Origin of the sequence: Hymenobacter setariae, assembly GCF_007713685.1 — a bacterium.
In the GTDB taxonomy this organism is placed as follows: Bacteria; Bacteroidota; Bacteroidia; order Cytophagales; family Hymenobacteraceae; genus Hymenobacter; species Hymenobacter setariae.
The window spans coordinates 1-17,082 of sequence record NZ_VMRJ01000002.1; the positions used below are offsets into that span (position 1 = coordinate 1).

The window sequence follows — 17,082 nt, forward strand, 5'->3', positions numbered from 1 at the left end:
GTATTGCTACCCACCGTTCGACTTGCATGTATTAGGCCTGCCGCTAGCGTTCATCCTGAGCCAGGATCAAACTCTCCATTGTAAAATATTCCTACACCCATGCGAACATGGGCTGATGTCGAGTGCTATCCTTGCTCGTATTTGACGTTTGTTTGTCTAATTCGATTTTGCTTGTTTCCTGCTAGCCGAAGCTAGCAAGACACTTACTATTTTGTCTATTTCCGTCATTCAAAGAACGTGTGCTACACTCCATTAGTGTAACCGTGTGAGCCGTGTCTCAAGCTCCTTTCTTGCCGTTTGCAAGCCCCGTTTGTGATTGGGAGTGCAAAGGTAAGAAAACTTTTTTAATTTTCAAATTTTATTTTCGATTAAAATAAAATTCTTTGTCGGTGTAAAGGATGATTTGCTGTGAGCAAGTAACCCTTTTCGCTTTGGGAGTGCAAAAGTACGAAGACTTTTTGACTTTCCAAGACTTTCTTCAAAAATCTTCGGTGGCGTTTTCGAGTGAATCAGCTACCGAGCCAGTCCCTTTCGGATTGGGAGTGCAAAAGTACGGTTTTTTCCTCACAAAGCAAATCTAGCCCGCAAAAAGTCGCTTCAAATTGGTGGAGCAAAGCATTAATAGATTGACTTACTGGCAATTTGTTTTTAATTGGCAGTATGGATTGCATTCCATGATAGAAAAAGCCCACCTAGCGATAATGCTAGGTGGGCTTCCTATACTGTATATACTGTTACGGCTAGCTTAGCTTCTTGTATCGAACGCGCTTAGGCTCTACGTCACCCAGGCGCTTGCGCTTAGCTTCTTCGTAGTCGGAAAAATTACCTTCAAACCATACTACCTCGGAATCGCCTTCGAAAGCGAGGATATGGGTAGCCAGGCGGTCGAGAAACCAACGGTCGTGGCTGATGATGACGGCGCAACCGGCGAAGTTTTCTAGGGCATCTTCTAATGCTCGAATAGCATTTACGTCGAGGTCGTTGGTGGGCTCATCTAATAGAAGCAGGTTGGCACCTTGCTTTAAAGTCATGGCGAGGTGCACCCTATTCTTCTCCCCGCCACTCAGCGTACCTACTTTCTTCTCTTGGTCGCCACCACCGAAGTTGAACTTGCTGACGTAAGCGCGCGAATTGACAGGGCGGCCGGCAAGCAGCATAGTTTCAGTGCCACCCGTGATGGTATCAAAAACCGATTTGGCGGGGTCGAGCGAATCGTGCTGCTGGTCGATATAAGCTGTCTGCACCGTGGGGCCAACTTCGAAGGTGCCTGCATCGGGCTGCATCTGGTCGGTTATCATACGGAAGAGCGTAGTCTTACCCGCGCCGTTGGGCCCGATAATGCCGACGATACCGCCCTGTGGCAGTGCAAAGCTTAGGTTTTCAAACAGCAGTTTGTCGCCAAAGGCTTTGCGTAGGCCTTCGGCCTCGATAACTTGAGCACCTAGGCGCGGGCCGTCGGGAATGAAGAGCTCGAGCTTCTGCTCTTTGTCCTTGGCTTCTTCGCTGGCCAGCTTGTCATAGTTAGCGAGGCGGGCCTTGCCCTTGCTCTGGCGGGCTTTGGGCGACATGCGCACCCAGTCGAGCTCGCGCTGCAGGGTTTTGGCACGCTTGCTCTCGGCGTTTTCTTCTTTGGCTAGGCGGTCGGTTTTCTGCTCGAGCCAGCTGCTGTAGTTGCCTTTCCACGGAATACCGGTGCCGCGGTCAAGCTCCAGAATCCAGCCGGCTACATTGTCGAGGAAGTAGCGGTCGTGGGTTACGGCGATAACTGTTCCTTTATACTGTTGTAGGTGCTGCTCGAGCCAGAGCACGCTTTCGGCGTCTAGGTGATTGGTAGGCTCGTCGAGAAGCAACACGTCGGGCTCTTGCAGCAGCAGGCGGCATAAGGCCACGCGACGTTTCTCACCTCCCGAGAGATTACCAATAATGGCTTCTTGCGGCGGGGTACGCAGGGCATCCATGGCACGCTCCAGCTTGCTGTCGAGGTTCCAGGCGTCGAGCTGGTCGAGGCGCTCTTGCACGGTGCCTTGGCGCTCGAGCAGCTTGTCGAAGTCGGCATCTTCGGCGCCGAAGGCTTCGTTGATTTCGTCAAACTCCTTTAATAAGGCTACCGTCTCGGCTACGCCCTCCTCTACTACTTCACGTACAGTTTTAGTAGGGTCAAGTTGGGGCTCCTGCTCTAGATAGCCCACTGAGTAGCCGGGCGAGAACACTACTTCGCCTTGAAACTGCTTATCGACCCCGGCAATAATTTTAAGTAGGCTCGACTTACCCGAACCGTTGAGGCCAAGCACGCCGATTTTAGCACCGTAAAAAAACGACAGGTAGATATTTTTAAGAACTTGCTTTTGAGGCGGGTAAATCTTGCTTACCCCGGCCATGCTGAAAATAATGGTGGGCTGGTCGGACATAGAAGTGCGTAAGAGAGTAAAAGCCAAAAATAAAGTGCACCTAGGAGCCGTTGCAGCTAGGCTAGGGCGTCGCGCGCGCACCTTACTGCAAAGAACGGCAACTGCCAGCTACGACCCGGCTCAGGCCAGTACAAAATATTAGGCGAATACGCCTTTTCCACGTAAACTTGTATTTCATTCTCTCCCTTTAGTTCGCTACTAAACCATCAGTAGCGGACTCCTTCCCGATTACACCGACTTTCAATGGAACACCCCGACCACCCGCTCACGGAAGCCCGCCGCTATGGCTACGTGGAAGATGGGGGCGTGTGGCTGCGCCCAACTTTAGGCCAGCCTGCCCGCCGTATTGGCCAGGTGAAGGATACCGACGATGATGCACTGCGTTACTTTGCTCAGCGCTACGAGGCCTTCCGCACCAAAGTCGATGAGCTGCTTCAGCGCTTAGAAACCGCTGATAACCAAGGCTCTTATTTGATGAAGATTCTTCATCTGCAGGAGCAATGCAAGCAGCACGACGGCCTAGGCGACTACGAAACCCTACACCGCCGCCTCCGCGAAGCTGAAGACCAGCTAAAGGTTTCGGTGGCCCGCAACCGCGAAAAGAACCTAGCTACGAAAATTAGCCTCATTCAGCAGGCCGAAGAGCTGAGCGATAGCATCGAATGGATTTCGGCTAGCGAAAAGGTAAAGGAACTGCGCCAGGCTTGGCTCAAAACTGGCCCAGTCGACAAGGAACTGACCGAAGAACTGGAAAACCGCTTTCACGGGGCGGTACAACTATTCTTTGACCGGCGCAAAGCTTTCCAGACCGACCGCAAGGCCCTCGCTCGCCGCACTGTAGACCGCTACCGCGACTTGGTAAACCAAGCCGAGTCGCTGAAAAACTCCGACCAGTTCGAAGCTACTTCGCGCCAGCTCAAGCAATTGCAAACGGCGTGGCGCGACGTAAATGGTAACTTGCCCAAAAAGCAGGCTGCTGAGCTTTGGACTAAGTTTCGGGCCGCTAACAACCATTTTTTCGAGCGGCTCAAGCACCATATCGAAAGCCAGCGCGTGGCAGCAGTTACTGAAGGCCGCTCGGGCGTACCCTCTTCGGCAGAAGAAAGCTTAGTGCGCAAGCGTGAGCTGGCTAATCGTGCCGAGGCACTGCTCAGCGTACCGTCCAACCAAGCCGTTAACCAAGCCAAGGCCCTGCAGGCTGAATGGAAGCAGAGCGGCGCCGTACGCGGCCCCGAATCAGACCGTCTCTGGCAGCGCTTTATGCTAGCTTGCGACAAGGTGTTTGAAATGAGCGCCTTGGATTACTACTTGCGTAAGCGCCAAGCGGAGGGCACTACTGCCACTCCTACCGAGCGCGCTCAGGCAGCCACCGCAGCTCTGCGCAAGTTTATTGAAAACGACCGTCAAGAGCTGGACTTGCTGCGTGACAACCTAGACAAGCTCAGCTCAGCCCCAGCCAATGACCAGTTCCGACAGTTGCTACAAGGAAAAATTCGCACCTTTGAGCGCAAGATTCAAACTAAGACTGAACTGATTGCGATTTTTAGCGCCGCAGTTTCTTCCCCTGGCCGTTAACCTCTGCTAGCTCGGTGCCGTTGTCACCTTGAAGGCTTACATTTACAAACCTTTTTTCACGCCACATCTTCCTTCTTCTTACTATGTACTGGACTCTCGAACTTGCTTCCTACTTGGAAGATGCCCCTTGGCCCGCCACCAAAGACGAACTCATCGACTTTTCTATCCGCTCGGGCGCCCCGATGGAGGTAGTAGAAAACCTCCAAGGCTTGGAAGACGATGGCCAGCCCTACGAGAACATTGAAGAAGTGTGGCCTGACTACCCCACCAAAGAAGATTTCATGTTTAACGAAGACGAGTACTAGGCTAGTATTTGTACTTCGTAACTGGCCAAGAACCAGTGAAAAGGCGCGTACCCTACTAGGGCACGCGCCTTTTTATTTTACTTCCCTCCTACGTCCACAGGGCACACTACTCACGCTGGCTAGCGCGCTTCCGTAGCACCTGCCCAATAGAACGCAGAAACGGCCCAGCCGATACTGAGTTCATTATCCGCAAGTTGTCGGCCCAGGTAGTTTTCTCGTCTAGAAACTGGAAAATACGCTCGACTGGATTGCGCTGAAACAGCTGCGTAAAAATATCCCGGGTTTGCTCGCCGCGGCGCTGCATAATGTCGAGTAGCAGCGTGTCGAAGAGGTGAAACTGCCACTTGTCGCCAGTAGGGTCGGTGGGCGGCTGGCCGGTAGTAGCCAACGCTTTTACTAAGCGTGCCGACTGAGCCTGGATACGTTGGAAAGCGTAGCCTGTGCTAGGCTTGGCCCGGCCGGCTCGGGTGCCTAGGTTGATAATATGCGCGCCTGCACGAGCCGGCAGTGGGTGGTCGGTCATAGGGATAGCACCAACTTCTTCGGCTACTACCTGGTACTGGCTCGCTGATAGCCCTAGGGTATGCTGCAAGTACTCAGTAATATGAAACTCATAGGTTGCTTTCGCTAGTGGAGTGGCCGAGAAAAGTGTGTACTCGACCAATGCTCGCCGCGGGCTGTAAGGCAACACGTAAATAAAGCGAGCCTCGTGGTGCTGTGCGCCACGAAAATCCATGAACTCCATTACCTGGGGATTGAAAACATCGCAGGTGGTTTCGACCTCCCAACCCACGAAGTGCTGAAGCAAGTAACGGTGCATAGCGGACTGCGGCTCGATGGCGGGCGGGCGACTGTCAAATGCGTAGCGGGCCGTGAAAACCTGCCCGGTGGCAGTGCGGGCCTCTACGCCTGTCGCGGTGTTTACTAGGTCTACTACTTCGTCGCGCACAAGTGTAAACTGTGCCGGGCGGACACCTAGGGCACGGTGCACAAACTGGTAAAAGTCCAGCCCACGCAGGGTGCGGTAGGTATACTTTTCTAGGGTAAACGTTCGTTCAAAACCTGGACTACGAAACGCAATGGCACGCCACTCATGCGTAGCAATCTCATCGAACAGCCCGGGCTCATCGGCCCAGAACGACCAGGTGCGGTCATTCTGGTCTTTGGCAGCAGGTTCGATAAGTAACACACGCTTATCGGCCAAGCGCGGCTCGTGGGTCAAGTGATAGGCTAGGCTGAGGCCCGCCGCACCGCCCCCCACCAGTAGGTAGTCGTAGGCCGATGTGGGGGGGAGGGCAGGTGAGTTCATGAGGCAAAGATGCAGTAGCGGTGCTCGGTATTTGCACGCGCCGTAGTTTAGTAGTAGGTTCGTAACTACATCGCTGCATAGGACCTAATTATAGTATTATATTATCTTGCAGCATTGTTTTAACAATTACTAGCCATTTATTCAGCATTATGAAATTGTATTCTGTTCCTTTTTCTAAATTAGCTTTAGCGGCGGGCCTAAGCTTGGTAGGCTCCGCAGCGCAGGCTCAAACAGTGCTATGGGCAGCCAAGGTGGTAGATGTTTCTTCGCAGAAAGGCACGGGTAAAGCGCCTTTTTCGGCCGACAAAGTACTGGGTGCGCCCAATGCCCTTCCCCTAGGTGAAAGCAATAACGAGGCTTGGGCACCTGGCAAGGATGGCTCTAGCGAATCTATCGAAGTGCGCTTTGCGCGGTCGGTAAAAGCCCAGCAGGTGACGGTGATAGAGAACTTCAATCCTGGCGCTATTACCAAGATTGAGCTTCTGGACACCAAGGGCGGGCGCCACGAAGTATATAAGAATGCAACCCCTGGCCCGATTCCGGTGGCGTTCCGCACGCTCCAGGTAAAGTTCAAACCCGAGAACTACCTCACCATTGGGGCAGTGGTAACAATGAACGCGGCCAAGGTGCCCGGCGACAACCAGATTGACGCTATTGGGGTAGCCAACGTGGACGTGCAGATTGTGAAGCAGGACTTCAAGAATACTGCTTCGGAGGTAGAGACCGTGCAAATGGACTCTACTCTTAAAACCTTAGGTACCAACGTAAACAGCAAGTATACAGATACGCACCCAGTCATTTCACCCGATGGTCGCACGCTGTTCTTTGCTCGCCAAGGCCACCCTGGTAACCGCGGCGGCACCCGTGACCCGCAAGACGTTTGGTATTCGCGTCTAGAAAGTGGCCAGCGTAAAACATGGGGATTGGCCAAGAACCTAGGTACCCCACCCAATAGCCCCGAGGACCCAAACGGCCTAGCATCGGTGTCGGCCAACGGGCAGGTGGCACTACTTATCGGTGTGTACGTGGATGGCCTGATGGAGCCGAAAGGCTTCAGCACCAGCCGCCACACACCAGGTGGGTGGAGCAAGCCACTGAAGGTGGAAATTGACAACTATTATAACAAAGACCCCGAGCACATCGACGCGTACCTCGCCACTTCTGGCAAGGCACTGCTCATGGCTGTGGAGCGCACCGATGGCCAAGGTGGCCAAGACCTATATGTGAGCTTTCCGAAGCCCGATGACATCGGTGTGCAGCCCGACCCCAACCGCCCCGTGACCTGGACCAAGCCGCTTAACCTAGGGCGCAAAATCAACACGCCAGGGTCAGATTTTGCGCCCTTCCTGGCCGCCGATGACAAGACCTTATACTTTGCTTCGGACGGGCACGGTGGATACGGTAAAAGCGATATTTTCTATTCTAAGCGCCTTGATGATACCTGGACCAATTGGAGCCCGCCACGCAACCTAGGTCCGGTTGTGAACTCGCCTGACTTCGACGCTTACTACACCCTGTCGGCAGCTGGCGAAGATGCCTATCTCGTGTCCTCACGCAATGGCATCGATGGGTCTAAAGACATTTTCCGCATTGCCCTGACGCCAGCTTTCAAGCCCGACGTGGTGACGCTAGTGCAAGGCAAGGTGCTAGATGCTGTAACTAAAAAGCCTATTCGGGCTATCATTCACTACGAAAACCTAATTACGGGTGAGGAAATCGGGGTGGCGGAGAGCTCGCCCGTAGACGGCTCTTATACTATTGTGCTGCCGGCCGGCGTGCAGTACGGCTACCGCGCCGAAGCCCCGGAGTACATTGCTGAGAACGCCAACCTCGACGTTTCGGCAGCTGACAAGTACTCGGAAAAGACCCAAGACTTATTTCTGGTACCCTTCAAAGTGGGTCAGAAAGTGCGCCTCAATAACATCTTCTTCCCGCAGAGCAAGTTTTACTTGCAGCCTAGCTCCTTCCCCGAGCTATTGCGCCTCGTGAAGATTTTGAAACAGTACCCAACCGTAGAAATCCTCATCGGTGGGCACACCGACAACCAAGGCGACCCCGCCCTGAACGTGAAGCTGAGCGAAGACCGCGTGAACGAGGTGAAGAAGTACCTAGTAGGCAAAGGCATTGCGGCAGAGCGCCTCAAGACACAGGGCTTTGGTGGCACGCAGCCCATTTCGAGCAACGAGCAAGAAGAAACCCGCCGCTTCAACCGCCGGGTAGAGTTTACCATTACGAAGAAATAATTTTCGAACTATAGCGTTTGCCGGGCGGGCTGCTGTTAAAAGCGGTCCGCCCGGTTGTTTTTTGCCCCTACCCCTTGTTCTCGGATGCCCTGGTATCTTCACCGCTTTCTACTACCAGCGGCAAGGTCAGCTTGCTAGCCAGAGTTGAAAGCCGCTACTTTTTAACCTTTTGCTTTAGTGCCAGATACGTCTATTTACTGTATTCGTAATACGCCTTGTGTGCTGCTGGTACTGGCGCTGCTACTAGTGGCAAGGCCAGCGGCGTGGGCACAGGATGTGTATTTCTCGCAACCACTGGCCAATCGGCAGGCTCTGAACCCGGCATTTGTAGGGTTGCTAGACGACTATAGTGGCACGCTTAGCTTTCGCAACCAGCACCCCACGTTGGCGGGCACCTTTCAAACAACACAGCTGGCTGGGGAATGGCGCTTGCCTAGCGCGGGTCTGCACCATGCCCTAGGTTTGCTCGTGAACCAAGACCGCACCGGCGAGGTTGGCTACACGCGCTTCGAAGTGGCAGGCCAATATGCTTACCACACACGCCTCACACGCGAGCTAGCCCTAAGCGGGGGCGCCAACGTGGGCTACGGGCGTCAGCGAGTAGGGTATGACAACTTCGTATTCGGCGACCAACTCGCAGCAGATGGAAGTATTAGTGGGCCTTCTGCCGAGATTTTGTCGGCCTATCCCCCCAGTAATTACTTCACCTTAGGAGTAGGTGCCGTGCTATATGCCGAGCAGGCGTGGCTTAGCGTATCGGGGCAGCACCTCAACCGGCCGAGCCTTGGCTTTGGCACCCAAACCGAACTACCGCTGCGTTTGAACGTAAGCGGCGGTTATAAATTCTTTGTGCAACACCCCACTATAGGCCGAGGAACGAACGATGTTCGCGAAATAAGTTTTAGTCCTGTTGCTTCTTACACGCGCCAAGGTGGCTCGCAGCGCACGGAGGCCGGATTGTACTTTAACGCGCAGCCAGTAACACTTGGCGCGACCTATCGTAACCTAATTTTTGCAAATAAAGAAGGTACGCAGCATGTGTTAGCCGCAATAATTGGCCTCGAATTTGGGGACTTTCGCCTAGGGTATAGCTACGATGTTGGATTAAGTCAACTAGCTCAGGATTTGGGCGGTGCGCATGAAATAACTTTCACCATTCGCGCGTTTGATAAGGCCGAAAGCGCGTACCGGCGACTGCGAAGAAGAAATTATCCGCTTGCCGCTTGCCCGTTTTTCTGATTTTTTGTAATATTGCAACCAAATAGCTAGTAATAAACTTTAGCGTCTAGACCAGAATCCTTTTTATCATATGAAATTTTCTCCAACTATTAGTCTACTGGCTATGGGGGCGCTGGCCCTCGCCAGCTGCAGCAGCAGCAAGAAAGGCACGGCCACAAACCCCGGCAAAAACTCTTCGACTACTGGCATCGAGTACAATACCGATGAGGGTATGAAAGTGTCAAGCTTCAAGAAAATCCCGACTGGTCCGGGCTTGGTGTACATCGAGGGGGGCCGCACTGTGCTGGGCACGATGGAGGAAGACGTGACCAACACGCACGACAACATGGAGCGCACGGTTACTATTGCCTCGTTCTACATGGACGAAGCAGAAGTGGCCAACATCCACTGGCTCGAATACCTGCACTACCTGCGCAAGGACTCGACCGAGGAGCAGTATAAAGCCGCCCTGCCCGACACTACCGTTTGGGCTCGCGACCTGTCGTTCAACGACCCTTATGTAACTTATTACCTGCGCTATCCTGGCTTCCGCTACTTCCCAGTAGTGGGTGTAAACTGGCTGCAAGCTGACCGCTACTGCACGTGGCGTACCGCCAAGGTGAATGAAAACCTTGCTAAAGGCGGAAGCTCGTCGAAAGGTGGTGGCCTATTTGGCAAAAAGAAGAAGAAAGGTGATGACGCCGGCGCTGCGGCCGCCGGCTCGGCCGAAGGCGCTGGTGCACTTGCCAATGGCAAAGGTGGCCCGTCTATCGAGCAGGGCACTTCGCTGCCCAACTATCGCCTCCCCACCGAAGCTGAATGGGAGTACGCTGCCCAAGCACTCGTAGGCACCCAGGAGGTGGGCAACGAGAACCAAGAAGTAAAGCGTATCTATCCTTGGGATGGTCGCTCGACTCGCAACGCTTATGGCCGCAAGCAGGGTCAGTTCTTGGCTAACTTCAAGCGTGGCCGTGGTGACTATGCCGGTATTGCAGGCAGCCTAAACGACGGCGCCATGATTACGGACTACGTGTACGCCTACCCGCCCAACGACTACGGCCTGTATAACATGGCTGGCAACGTAAACGAGTGGGTACAAGACGTGTATCGTCCGCTCTCGTTCCAGGACGTAGAAGACTTGAACCCCTTCCGCCGCAATGGCGTGAGTGACCCAGAGGGTAAGTACGACAAGAAAGGCTATCAGTCGCTCATTGACGACCACGTGCGTGTGTACAAAGGCGGTTCGTGGCGCGATGTGGCGTACTACCTCTCGCCTGGTACGCGTCGCTTCATGGCTGAAGATTCGGCTACGGCTACTATTGGTTTCCGCTGCGCGATGATTAACGCCGGTTCTAATAAATAAACGTAGAGTTATCTGCCAGTGGCAGGCTAACTGTGTAAGAATAAAAAAAGGATGCTCGAGAGCATCCTTTTTTGCTTTTAGCCTCTTTGCCTAGGCTAACTAACGGAACCAGCCTAGTGCCTCATCCTACTACCGTATGCAGCCTGCCCTTCAGCACGTGCACACAGCTTACTCGGCACAAGCAATAGTGGCAATACTCAATTGGCGGGCGCCAGCAGCTAAGAGCGCTGCGCCGCAGGCCTCCAGTGTAGCACCGGTAGTTAGCACATCATCTACTAATAAGATGTGACGGCCTACTACTTCTTGCGGCTGTGCCACCTCAAAGACCGTGGCTACATTTTGCCAGCGCTCGGTGCGGCTTTTGCGGGTTTGCGAGGCAGTGTGCTCGGTGCGGCGTAGGGCAGTGGCACTCCAGGAGCAGGGTAGTGCGGTAGCTAAGCCAGCCGCAAATGCGTCTGCTTGGTTATAGCCACGGCGAGCTAGCTTGCGGCGGTGCAATGGCACGGGCACGATGAGGTCAAACTCAGGACTTAAGCCGGCCGTAGCCAATTCGGCTCCGTAGAGCTGACCTAAGGCTTTGCCTACATCTTGCTGGCCTTGATACTTCAATTGATGCAGCAAATGCTGCACTTGACCATGACGCAAGAACCGTAAGTAACTGAGCGTATGAGTTACCGGTAGCTTGCCCCAAAAGCGACGGCTCAGTGGGTTGTGAGCAGCGGGTAGCTGGTGATAATTGGTATACGGGAGCTCGGCGCGGCACATCGTACACAGGTGCTGCTCGCCCGCTACTAGCGCGGCCTGGCAGGCCAAGCATGCTTGCGGGAAGAATAAGGCCAGAAAATCGGTGAGGCAGGCGCGCAGCATGGGCGAGGTAGTGCCGAGTGGGGCGGTAACTTTGAAGCTTAAGCCGCTTGCCAATTGTAGCGGCTCCTTATTAGCGCTACAATAGTAGCTCATATCCTACTGATTATGTCTCTTACCACTGATTTTAACGACTACCGCCAGCGCATGAACGAGCGGGTACTGTCGTATGACAACAAGGTTATCAAACGCTTTTTCAACCTTGATACCAATGCCTATGCCGAAGGTGCCCTGCCGGTGAAGGTAAAGGAAATGTTAGGCCTGGCATGCTCGCTGGTGCTGCGTTGCGACGATTGCGTGAAATACCACCTAGGCAAGTGCCATGAGGAGGGCTTGACCGACGACGAAATATTCGAGGTTTTCTCTATTGCCAACCTCATCGGTGGCAGCATCGTCATTCCGCACTTCCGTCGCGCCGTAGAGTACTGGGAAACACTGCGTGCTGAGGCCGCCCTAGGTGCTGCGCACCACTCTGCCACCCACCCACCGCATGAGCACTAGCAGCAACTTCCAGGACGCGGCCGCGCACGAAACCGAGGCCGCATTCAATGCGCGCTGGGAAGCATTGCTGGCCACCATGCAGGAGCGGTTTGGCCGGCGGCCCGACCTCAATGCCCTGCTCCTGCTCATCGGAGTGCAGGAGCTAGGGCAAGGAGTAGCTGATTTTACCAAAGAGCAAAAGCAGGACCTCATGCACATTGCCACGTGCAAGCTCTTTAGCATCAGCGGCTACTACGAGCTAGAGCAGGTAGACGCCGAGGGCTGGCCGCACTATAAGCTACTGCATCCGGTGCCGTTTGCCAACCTCAAGGAACAGGAGCGCATGCTGAAATGGCACATCCTGGAGTATTTCGATGCACTGGAAAACGAAGACTGAGTACGTCTTGGGTACTAGCTCGGTCCTAGGTTCCTCTTTTTCTTTCTTCGCTTGAAAATCGTTTCTTACAACGTCAATGGCCTGCGCTCGGCCCTAAGCAAAGGCTTGCTCGACTGGGTGACTGATACGCGGCCCGACGTGCTGTGCCTACAGGAAATAAAAGCTGGCACTACGGCCCTCGACGTGAGCGGCCTCACCGACCTAGGGTACCATGCCTACCTGCACCCGGCCCAGAAGCCTGGCTACAGTGGCGTGGCCACCTTTAGCCGCGTGCAGCCCAAGGCCGTAGTGACGGGCTGCGGCGAGCCGCTATATGACAACGAAGGCCGGGTGCTGCGGCTCGACTTTGACGGGGTGTCGGTGCTGAACACCTACATGCCATCGGGCACGAGTGGGCCAGAACGCCAAGCATTCAAGGTGGCATGGCTGCACTACTTTCGAGCCTATGTGGCCCGGCTGCGGCAAGATGCGGCGATGGGCCCGCTGATAATTGGGGGCGACTACAACTGCTGCCAAACGCCCATTGACCTGCACAACCCCAAGGCTAATCAGAATAGCCCCGGCTATACTCCCGAGGAGCGGCAGTGGTTCCGCGACTTTCTAGCCGATGGCTTTATCGACTCCTTCCGGCACTTGCATCCCGAGGCTACGGGCCATTATTCGTGGTGGAGCTACCGGGCAGGCTCGCGCAAGCGCAATGTTGGCTGGCGCCTTGACCACCTGTTGCTCGACCAAACCCTGCTGCCTCACCTGCGCGCCTCGGGTCTTTGGCCCGACGCTGTGCATTCCGACCACTGCCCTGCTTGGGTAGAGCTAGCCATTTAAGCCAAAAGAGCCGCCCAATAAGGACGGCTCTTTTGGCTTAGTGCAAATAAAAGGACAACAATTAAGGACTATGAATGAAGGACTAACATAAGTGGACTTACTAATGATTGAGCACTAAGCGCTTGGCGGCTAGCCGCTGGCCCGCCGCGTTGTGCAGTACTACTTGGTAAATACCCACTGGCAAGCCGGCCGTAGTCAGCGTTGCGGGTTGCGCCTCGCTGCTGACGAGTTGCTGCCGGAGTAACTGGCCAATGGAAGAATAAATAGCGATGGTGCCGCCCGCCGCTACGGAGGCCGGCAAGCGCAGCGACACAGGGCTGTCGCCGGCCGGGTTAGGGTACAGCGCAAAACTGTCGGCTAGGTCAGTGGCAGCCAGCGTAGCCACGGGTGATAGTTGCTCACGGCCATCGAGGTCTACTTGGCGCAAGCGGTAGTAAAGCACCGTGCCCGTGGGGGCAGCGGCATCGTGCAGCGTATACTGGTGCGCCGCCGTGCTAGTGCCAGCTGCCGCTACCTGGCCCACCGCCCGGAAGTCCGCCTGCGGGTCGGTGGTCCGCTCGACTACGAAGTATGCACTGCGTTGCTCACTGGCCGTATTCCACGCTACCTCCACCGCCGCAGCACCGGCCGGGCGGCTCGCCCCGAAGCTAGTGAGCACCACTGGCAACGGCCCAACCGGCGAAACGGCTTGCAAGGCCCCTAGGTCGTCGGCGAAGGCCGAATATACCCGCGCGTTGTTGAGCAGCGTCGCGGCCGATTTCAGCGTAATGCCTACCCGGGCAAAGTTGCGTGTCGTGCGAAAGCTTATTTCTTGCTTACCGCCGGGCAGTAGGCTGGCGGCCAGCAAAGAGCTACCAGTAGCGGTTTCGAGCACATTGCCCGCCGCATCGTGCGTCGAAACGATAATATTTGCTAGGACACTTGCATCGAGCACCGTGTTCTGGCCGAGTACAACTCCTGCCCGGTTGCCCACTACTCCTGTGCCAGTGAGCGGAAACTGCACTTGTATAGAGGAGAGCAGGCCTACCCCTTGGTCAAAGCGCAGGTAAGGCGAGCCCGTACTTGGCGTCGCAACACTGCTACCGCACAACGTGCAAACACCGCTCGTCTTCACCGTATAGTTACCCTGGCTGAGCGGATAAGAGGTGGCAATGGGGCTAGTGGTGAAACCCGCATTTTCGAGACCAAAGCCGTAGTAGATGTTCAGGTTGTTAAGCAAATCAAGTACGGCCGTACGCTCGATGCTTACTTCATCAAAAGGAGCAGTGGCTGGGAAGCTGATAAATGCTTTGTCGTCGGAAAGCAGCGTTAGCTGCAGCAAGCTGGCACCGGTGGCTGTCTCCTGTAGCAGCCCATTACGGTAGGTGCGTAGGCGCAGGGCATTGAGCACACCTAGGTCGAGTAGGCCAGCATTGCCAATCACAAACCCGGCACGGTAGCCGGGGGCAGGCACAGTGCCCGCTAGCTGAACCCGCAGCGTACCCCCGCAGCCTGTGCCAACCGATGTGAGGCTGCTAAAGGAAGCGTAGTTGGTGAGGTCGGCATCGACTGTGCGCTCAGGGTTAGTGATACCACTGTTGACACAAACCCCGCCCCCATCGGCGCTAGCCGTGCTGTAGCGGTCGGTCGAAGCCTGCGTAAACTGTGATAAAAAGCCTTTCACCTGCTTGGGGGTGTCGGGCCCAATGGCGTAGGCATAGTGAATCTTGGTTGCCACACCCAGCTGCAACGCTTGACCAAAAGTCACTTCCACTTGGTCGAAAGCGGCCCGACTGACAAACTCTAATTGTGTGGGCTGGCCGGGAGCCGCCAGCAACGCTAGCTGTGCTACCGAGGCATCCACTACTTGCTCTTGCTGCAGCGCACCCCCTAGGTAAGTGCGTAGGGTAATAGTGCCCAATGCTTGCAGCTGAAGCAATTGCGATAGCCCTAGCAGCGACGGAGCATTATCTGTAGAAACCAGTATCCCTGCCCGAAAGCCCACTTGGCCGGTGCCGGTGAGTGGTAGCCGCACCGTGACGGCGCTGCTTGTAGATACTGTTACGGTAGCTGTCAACTGTTGCTGGGCCGCTTCGCTCGCGAGTGCTAGGCTCACGTTGGGCCCGCCAGCCGGCACCGATACATTCTGCCCATTGGAGTAGTAAGCTAGGTCGGCAGCTTGCCCTTGCCCAGCCACAAGCAGCATGAGCAGTAGCAATAGACTGAGCTGTCTATGGCACTCAGCTACGCTATATGATAATGGTATTATTTTCATAGTAGATGGCATTATGAGAAACAGAGAGCGAGGGTATCGCTGTTTTGCCCAAGTATATTGCCATCCAAATTATATCACTTATAATCAAATATTTAAAATAATATACAATATACTATATTATCCCAAAATGAAACCCCATTCTAATAAGTGGACAATTCCGAAACCTTTTTAGTAGATAAAGCCGTATTTTTGCCCAGATACTCTTGAGTTACATTACATTGCCTTATTATAAACTTTCCAATAATTTATTTCCTTCTTAATTATCAGCAGCTAATCCTTTGGATTAGTTGTCGCATTACTCCTTTATGATAGCAGCAGCTACTTTCGAAATATGGCTACTAGGAAACAATGAAGCATACAGTAATTTGCTTAGCCATCAATTGGGCCGCAATCCAGATTACCGTATCCGGCGTTTTCCAACTATTGCGCTAGCCTTAGGTAGTGCTCAGGAGGGTGAGCAACCCGAAGCCATCATCTATGACTGCGGCCCTACTCCTGATGCTGCCGTGCACCGGGCCGTGCGCCAGCTGCGCGAACAGCTTCCGCAAACTGGCCTTTTTCTTATTTCGAGTCAATCGGATATCAGCACGGCTGTAGAACTGATGCGCCACGGCGCTTCGGACTACCTCGTGAAGGATGCCAGCACGCCCGACCGCCTATGGCAGTTGCTGGCCCAAACTTGCCAGCCCCGGGCTACGCCGCCCAGCCCCAAAGGCACTTGCCCCGAGGCCGCCAGCCTACTCCTAGGTGAGCACGCCAGCATGCAGCGCGTGCGCGAGCTTATTGCAAAAGCTGCACGCACCGTTATCACTGTGTCGATAACTGGCGAAACGGGCACGGGCAAAGAACTAGTAGCGCAGGCTATACATGCGCAGTCGAGCCGAGCCAGCCAGCCCTTCGTAGCCGTGAACATGGCAGCCATTCCGCGCGAGCTGCTTGAGAGCGAGCTGTTTGGCCACGAGAAAGGTGCTTTTACAGGTGCTACGGCCCGTCGCGTGGGCCATTTTGAGGCAGCCAATGGCGGCACCTTGTTTCTGGATGAGATAGGCGACCTAGAGCTGCCGCTGCAAGCCAAGCTGCTGCGCGTGCTGCAAGAGCGCGTAGTAACCCGCGTAGGTGGCTCCAAGCCCGTGCCTTTCGATGTGCGGCTGGTGGTAGCTACACACCGCGACCTAGCCGCCGAGGCGCGTGCCGGGCGCTTTCGCGAAGACCTTTACTATCGCTTGCTAGGGCTGCCCATCGAGTTGCCGCCCTTGCGCGCCCGCGGCAACGACCGGCTACTGCTGGCCGACCACTTTGTGCAAAACTTCAGCCACGCCAACCGGCTACCCATCCGCAGCTTCGATGCCGAAGCCAAGCGGCGCTTGCTAGCCTACCCCTTCCCGGGCAATGTGCGCGAGCTAAAGGCGGTGGTGGAGCTGGCGGCTGTGCTAGCCGATGGTGCCCATATTGTTGCCGCCGACCTGCCACCTCTGCAGGCGCCAGCTACTGGGCGCGATGCTAGCGCCATGCCCACTACCACTGGCACCATGCCCTCCCTCCGCGAGCAGACGCTGGCTATTATGCAAAATGCGCTGCTTCAAACGCAGGGCGACGTGGTGGCGGCCGCTAGCCGCCTGCGCATCGGGCGCTCTACCATGTACCGGCTCTTGCAAAGTGGCCACCTGCGGTTACCGCAAGATTAACCAGCTTTGGTAGCGCTCAGCTTTATTTTGAGTGTTGTACTAGATAGCAGTAGTGCTTCTTTTTGGTAGACAGCTCCTTTTAAGAAGCCTTACTGCTTAAATGCCTTAATTTTACACTAACCTTGACTGGCATTCTTGAGTTAAGTTTGTAGATGC

The 17,082-nt window shown here is 54.9% G+C and carries 13 protein-coding genes and 1 rRNA gene; 9 read left to right on the forward strand and 5 right to left on the reverse strand.

Annotated elements, in window-relative coordinates; translation table 11 throughout:
- Both FNT36_RS06600 and ettA read right to left on the reverse strand, forming a co-directional pair.
- Nucleotides 1-82, reverse strand: a 16S ribosomal RNA gene (locus tag FNT36_RS06600); the annotation flags it as partial.
- 658 nt (nucleotides 83-740) lie between these two features.
- Complete coding sequence (ettA, locus tag FNT36_RS06605; RefSeq protein ID WP_144845703.1) at nucleotides 741-2,408, reverse strand: energy-dependent translational throttle protein EttA; 1,668 nt, start codon at nucleotides 2,406-2,408, stop codon at nucleotides 741-743.
- A gap of 243 nt (nucleotides 2,409-2,651) precedes the next feature.
- Here ettA and FNT36_RS06610 point away from each other — a divergent pair, with 243 nt between their 5' ends.
- A complete protein-coding gene (locus tag FNT36_RS06610; RefSeq protein WP_144845705.1) occupies nucleotides 2,652-3,983 on the forward strand; it encodes a DUF349 domain-containing protein in 1,332 nt (443 codons plus the stop codon).
- An 83-nt stretch (nucleotides 3,984-4,066) separates the two neighbouring features.
- Entirely contained in the window at nucleotides 4,067-4,288 is a 222-nt protein-coding gene (locus FNT36_RS06615) for a DUF2795 domain-containing protein (RefSeq protein ID WP_068339058.1), read from the forward strand.
- Between the two features lie 106 nt (nucleotides 4,289-4,394).
- Here the strand turns inward: FNT36_RS06615 and FNT36_RS06620 are convergent, their stop codons facing one another.
- Nucleotides 4,395-5,597: a lycopene cyclase family protein gene (locus FNT36_RS06620; RefSeq protein ID WP_144845707.1), complete on the reverse strand. Its 1,203-nt coding sequence runs from the start codon at nucleotides 5,595-5,597 to the stop codon at nucleotides 4,395-4,397.
- A gap of 149 nt (nucleotides 5,598-5,746) precedes the next feature.
- Between FNT36_RS06620 and FNT36_RS06625 the strand changes: the two genes are divergently transcribed.
- From FNT36_RS06625 to FNT36_RS06635, 3 genes are all read left to right on the forward strand, one after another.
- On the forward strand, nucleotides 5,747-7,840 hold the full coding sequence (locus FNT36_RS06625) for an OmpA family protein (protein WP_144845709.1): 2,094 nt from the start codon (nucleotides 5,747-5,749) through the stop codon (nucleotides 7,838-7,840).
- Between the two features lie 177 nt (nucleotides 7,841-8,017).
- The gene (locus FNT36_RS06630; RefSeq protein ID WP_144845711.1) at nucleotides 8,018-9,079 is read left to right on the forward strand and encodes a PorP/SprF family type IX secretion system membrane protein; all 1,062 of its coding nucleotides are present in this window, start codon (nucleotides 8,018-8,020) and stop codon (nucleotides 9,077-9,079) included.
- A 70-nt stretch (nucleotides 9,080-9,149) separates the two neighbouring features.
- Complete coding sequence (locus FNT36_RS06635) at nucleotides 9,150-10,421, forward strand: SUMF1/EgtB/PvdO family nonheme iron enzyme (RefSeq protein WP_144845713.1); 1,272 nt, start codon at nucleotides 9,150-9,152, stop codon at nucleotides 10,419-10,421.
- 168 nt (nucleotides 10,422-10,589) lie between these two features.
- Here the strand turns inward: FNT36_RS06635 and FNT36_RS06640 are convergent, their stop codons facing one another.
- Nucleotides 10,590-11,381, reverse strand: a complete 792-nt coding sequence (locus FNT36_RS06640) for a ComF family protein (protein ID WP_233635733.1) — start codon at nucleotides 11,379-11,381, stop codon at nucleotides 10,590-10,592.
- 12 nt (nucleotides 11,382-11,393) lie between these two features.
- On the opposite strand from FNT36_RS06640, the gene FNT36_RS06645 reads away from it, so the two are divergent.
- Genes FNT36_RS06645 through FNT36_RS06655 form a run of 3 tightly spaced genes read left to right on the forward strand, consistent with a single transcriptional unit; the run spans nucleotide 11,394 to nucleotide 12,987 of the window.
- On the forward strand, nucleotides 11,394-11,786 hold the full coding sequence (locus FNT36_RS06645; protein WP_144845715.1) for a carboxymuconolactone decarboxylase family protein: 393 nt from the start codon (nucleotides 11,394-11,396) through the stop codon (nucleotides 11,784-11,786).
- A complete protein-coding gene (locus FNT36_RS06650; protein ID WP_144845717.1) occupies nucleotides 11,776-12,162 on the forward strand; it encodes a hypothetical protein in 387 nt (128 codons plus the stop codon). Before FNT36_RS06645 ends, FNT36_RS06650 begins: the two co-directional genes overlap by 11 nt.
- 51 nt (nucleotides 12,163-12,213) lie before the next feature.
- Complete coding sequence (locus FNT36_RS06655) at nucleotides 12,214-12,987, forward strand: exodeoxyribonuclease III (protein WP_144845719.1); 774 nt, start codon at nucleotides 12,214-12,216, stop codon at nucleotides 12,985-12,987.
- A 100-nt stretch (nucleotides 12,988-13,087) separates the two neighbouring features.
- On the opposite strand, the gene FNT36_RS06660 is transcribed toward FNT36_RS06655, so the two are convergent.
- Nucleotides 13,088-15,172 (reverse strand): T9SS type A sorting domain-containing protein, encoded by a 2,085-nt coding sequence (locus tag FNT36_RS06660; protein WP_144845721.1) that lies wholly within the window; start codon nucleotides 15,170-15,172, stop codon nucleotides 13,088-13,090.
- A 449-nt stretch (nucleotides 15,173-15,621) separates the two neighbouring features.
- Here FNT36_RS06660 and FNT36_RS06665 point away from each other — a divergent pair, with 449 nt between their 5' ends.
- The gene (locus FNT36_RS06665) at nucleotides 15,622-16,926 is read left to right on the forward strand and encodes a sigma-54-dependent transcriptional regulator (protein ID WP_233635734.1); all 1,305 of its coding nucleotides are present in this window, start codon (nucleotides 15,622-15,624) and stop codon (nucleotides 16,924-16,926) included.
- The last annotated feature ends 156 nt before the right edge of the window (nucleotides 16,927-17,082 follow it).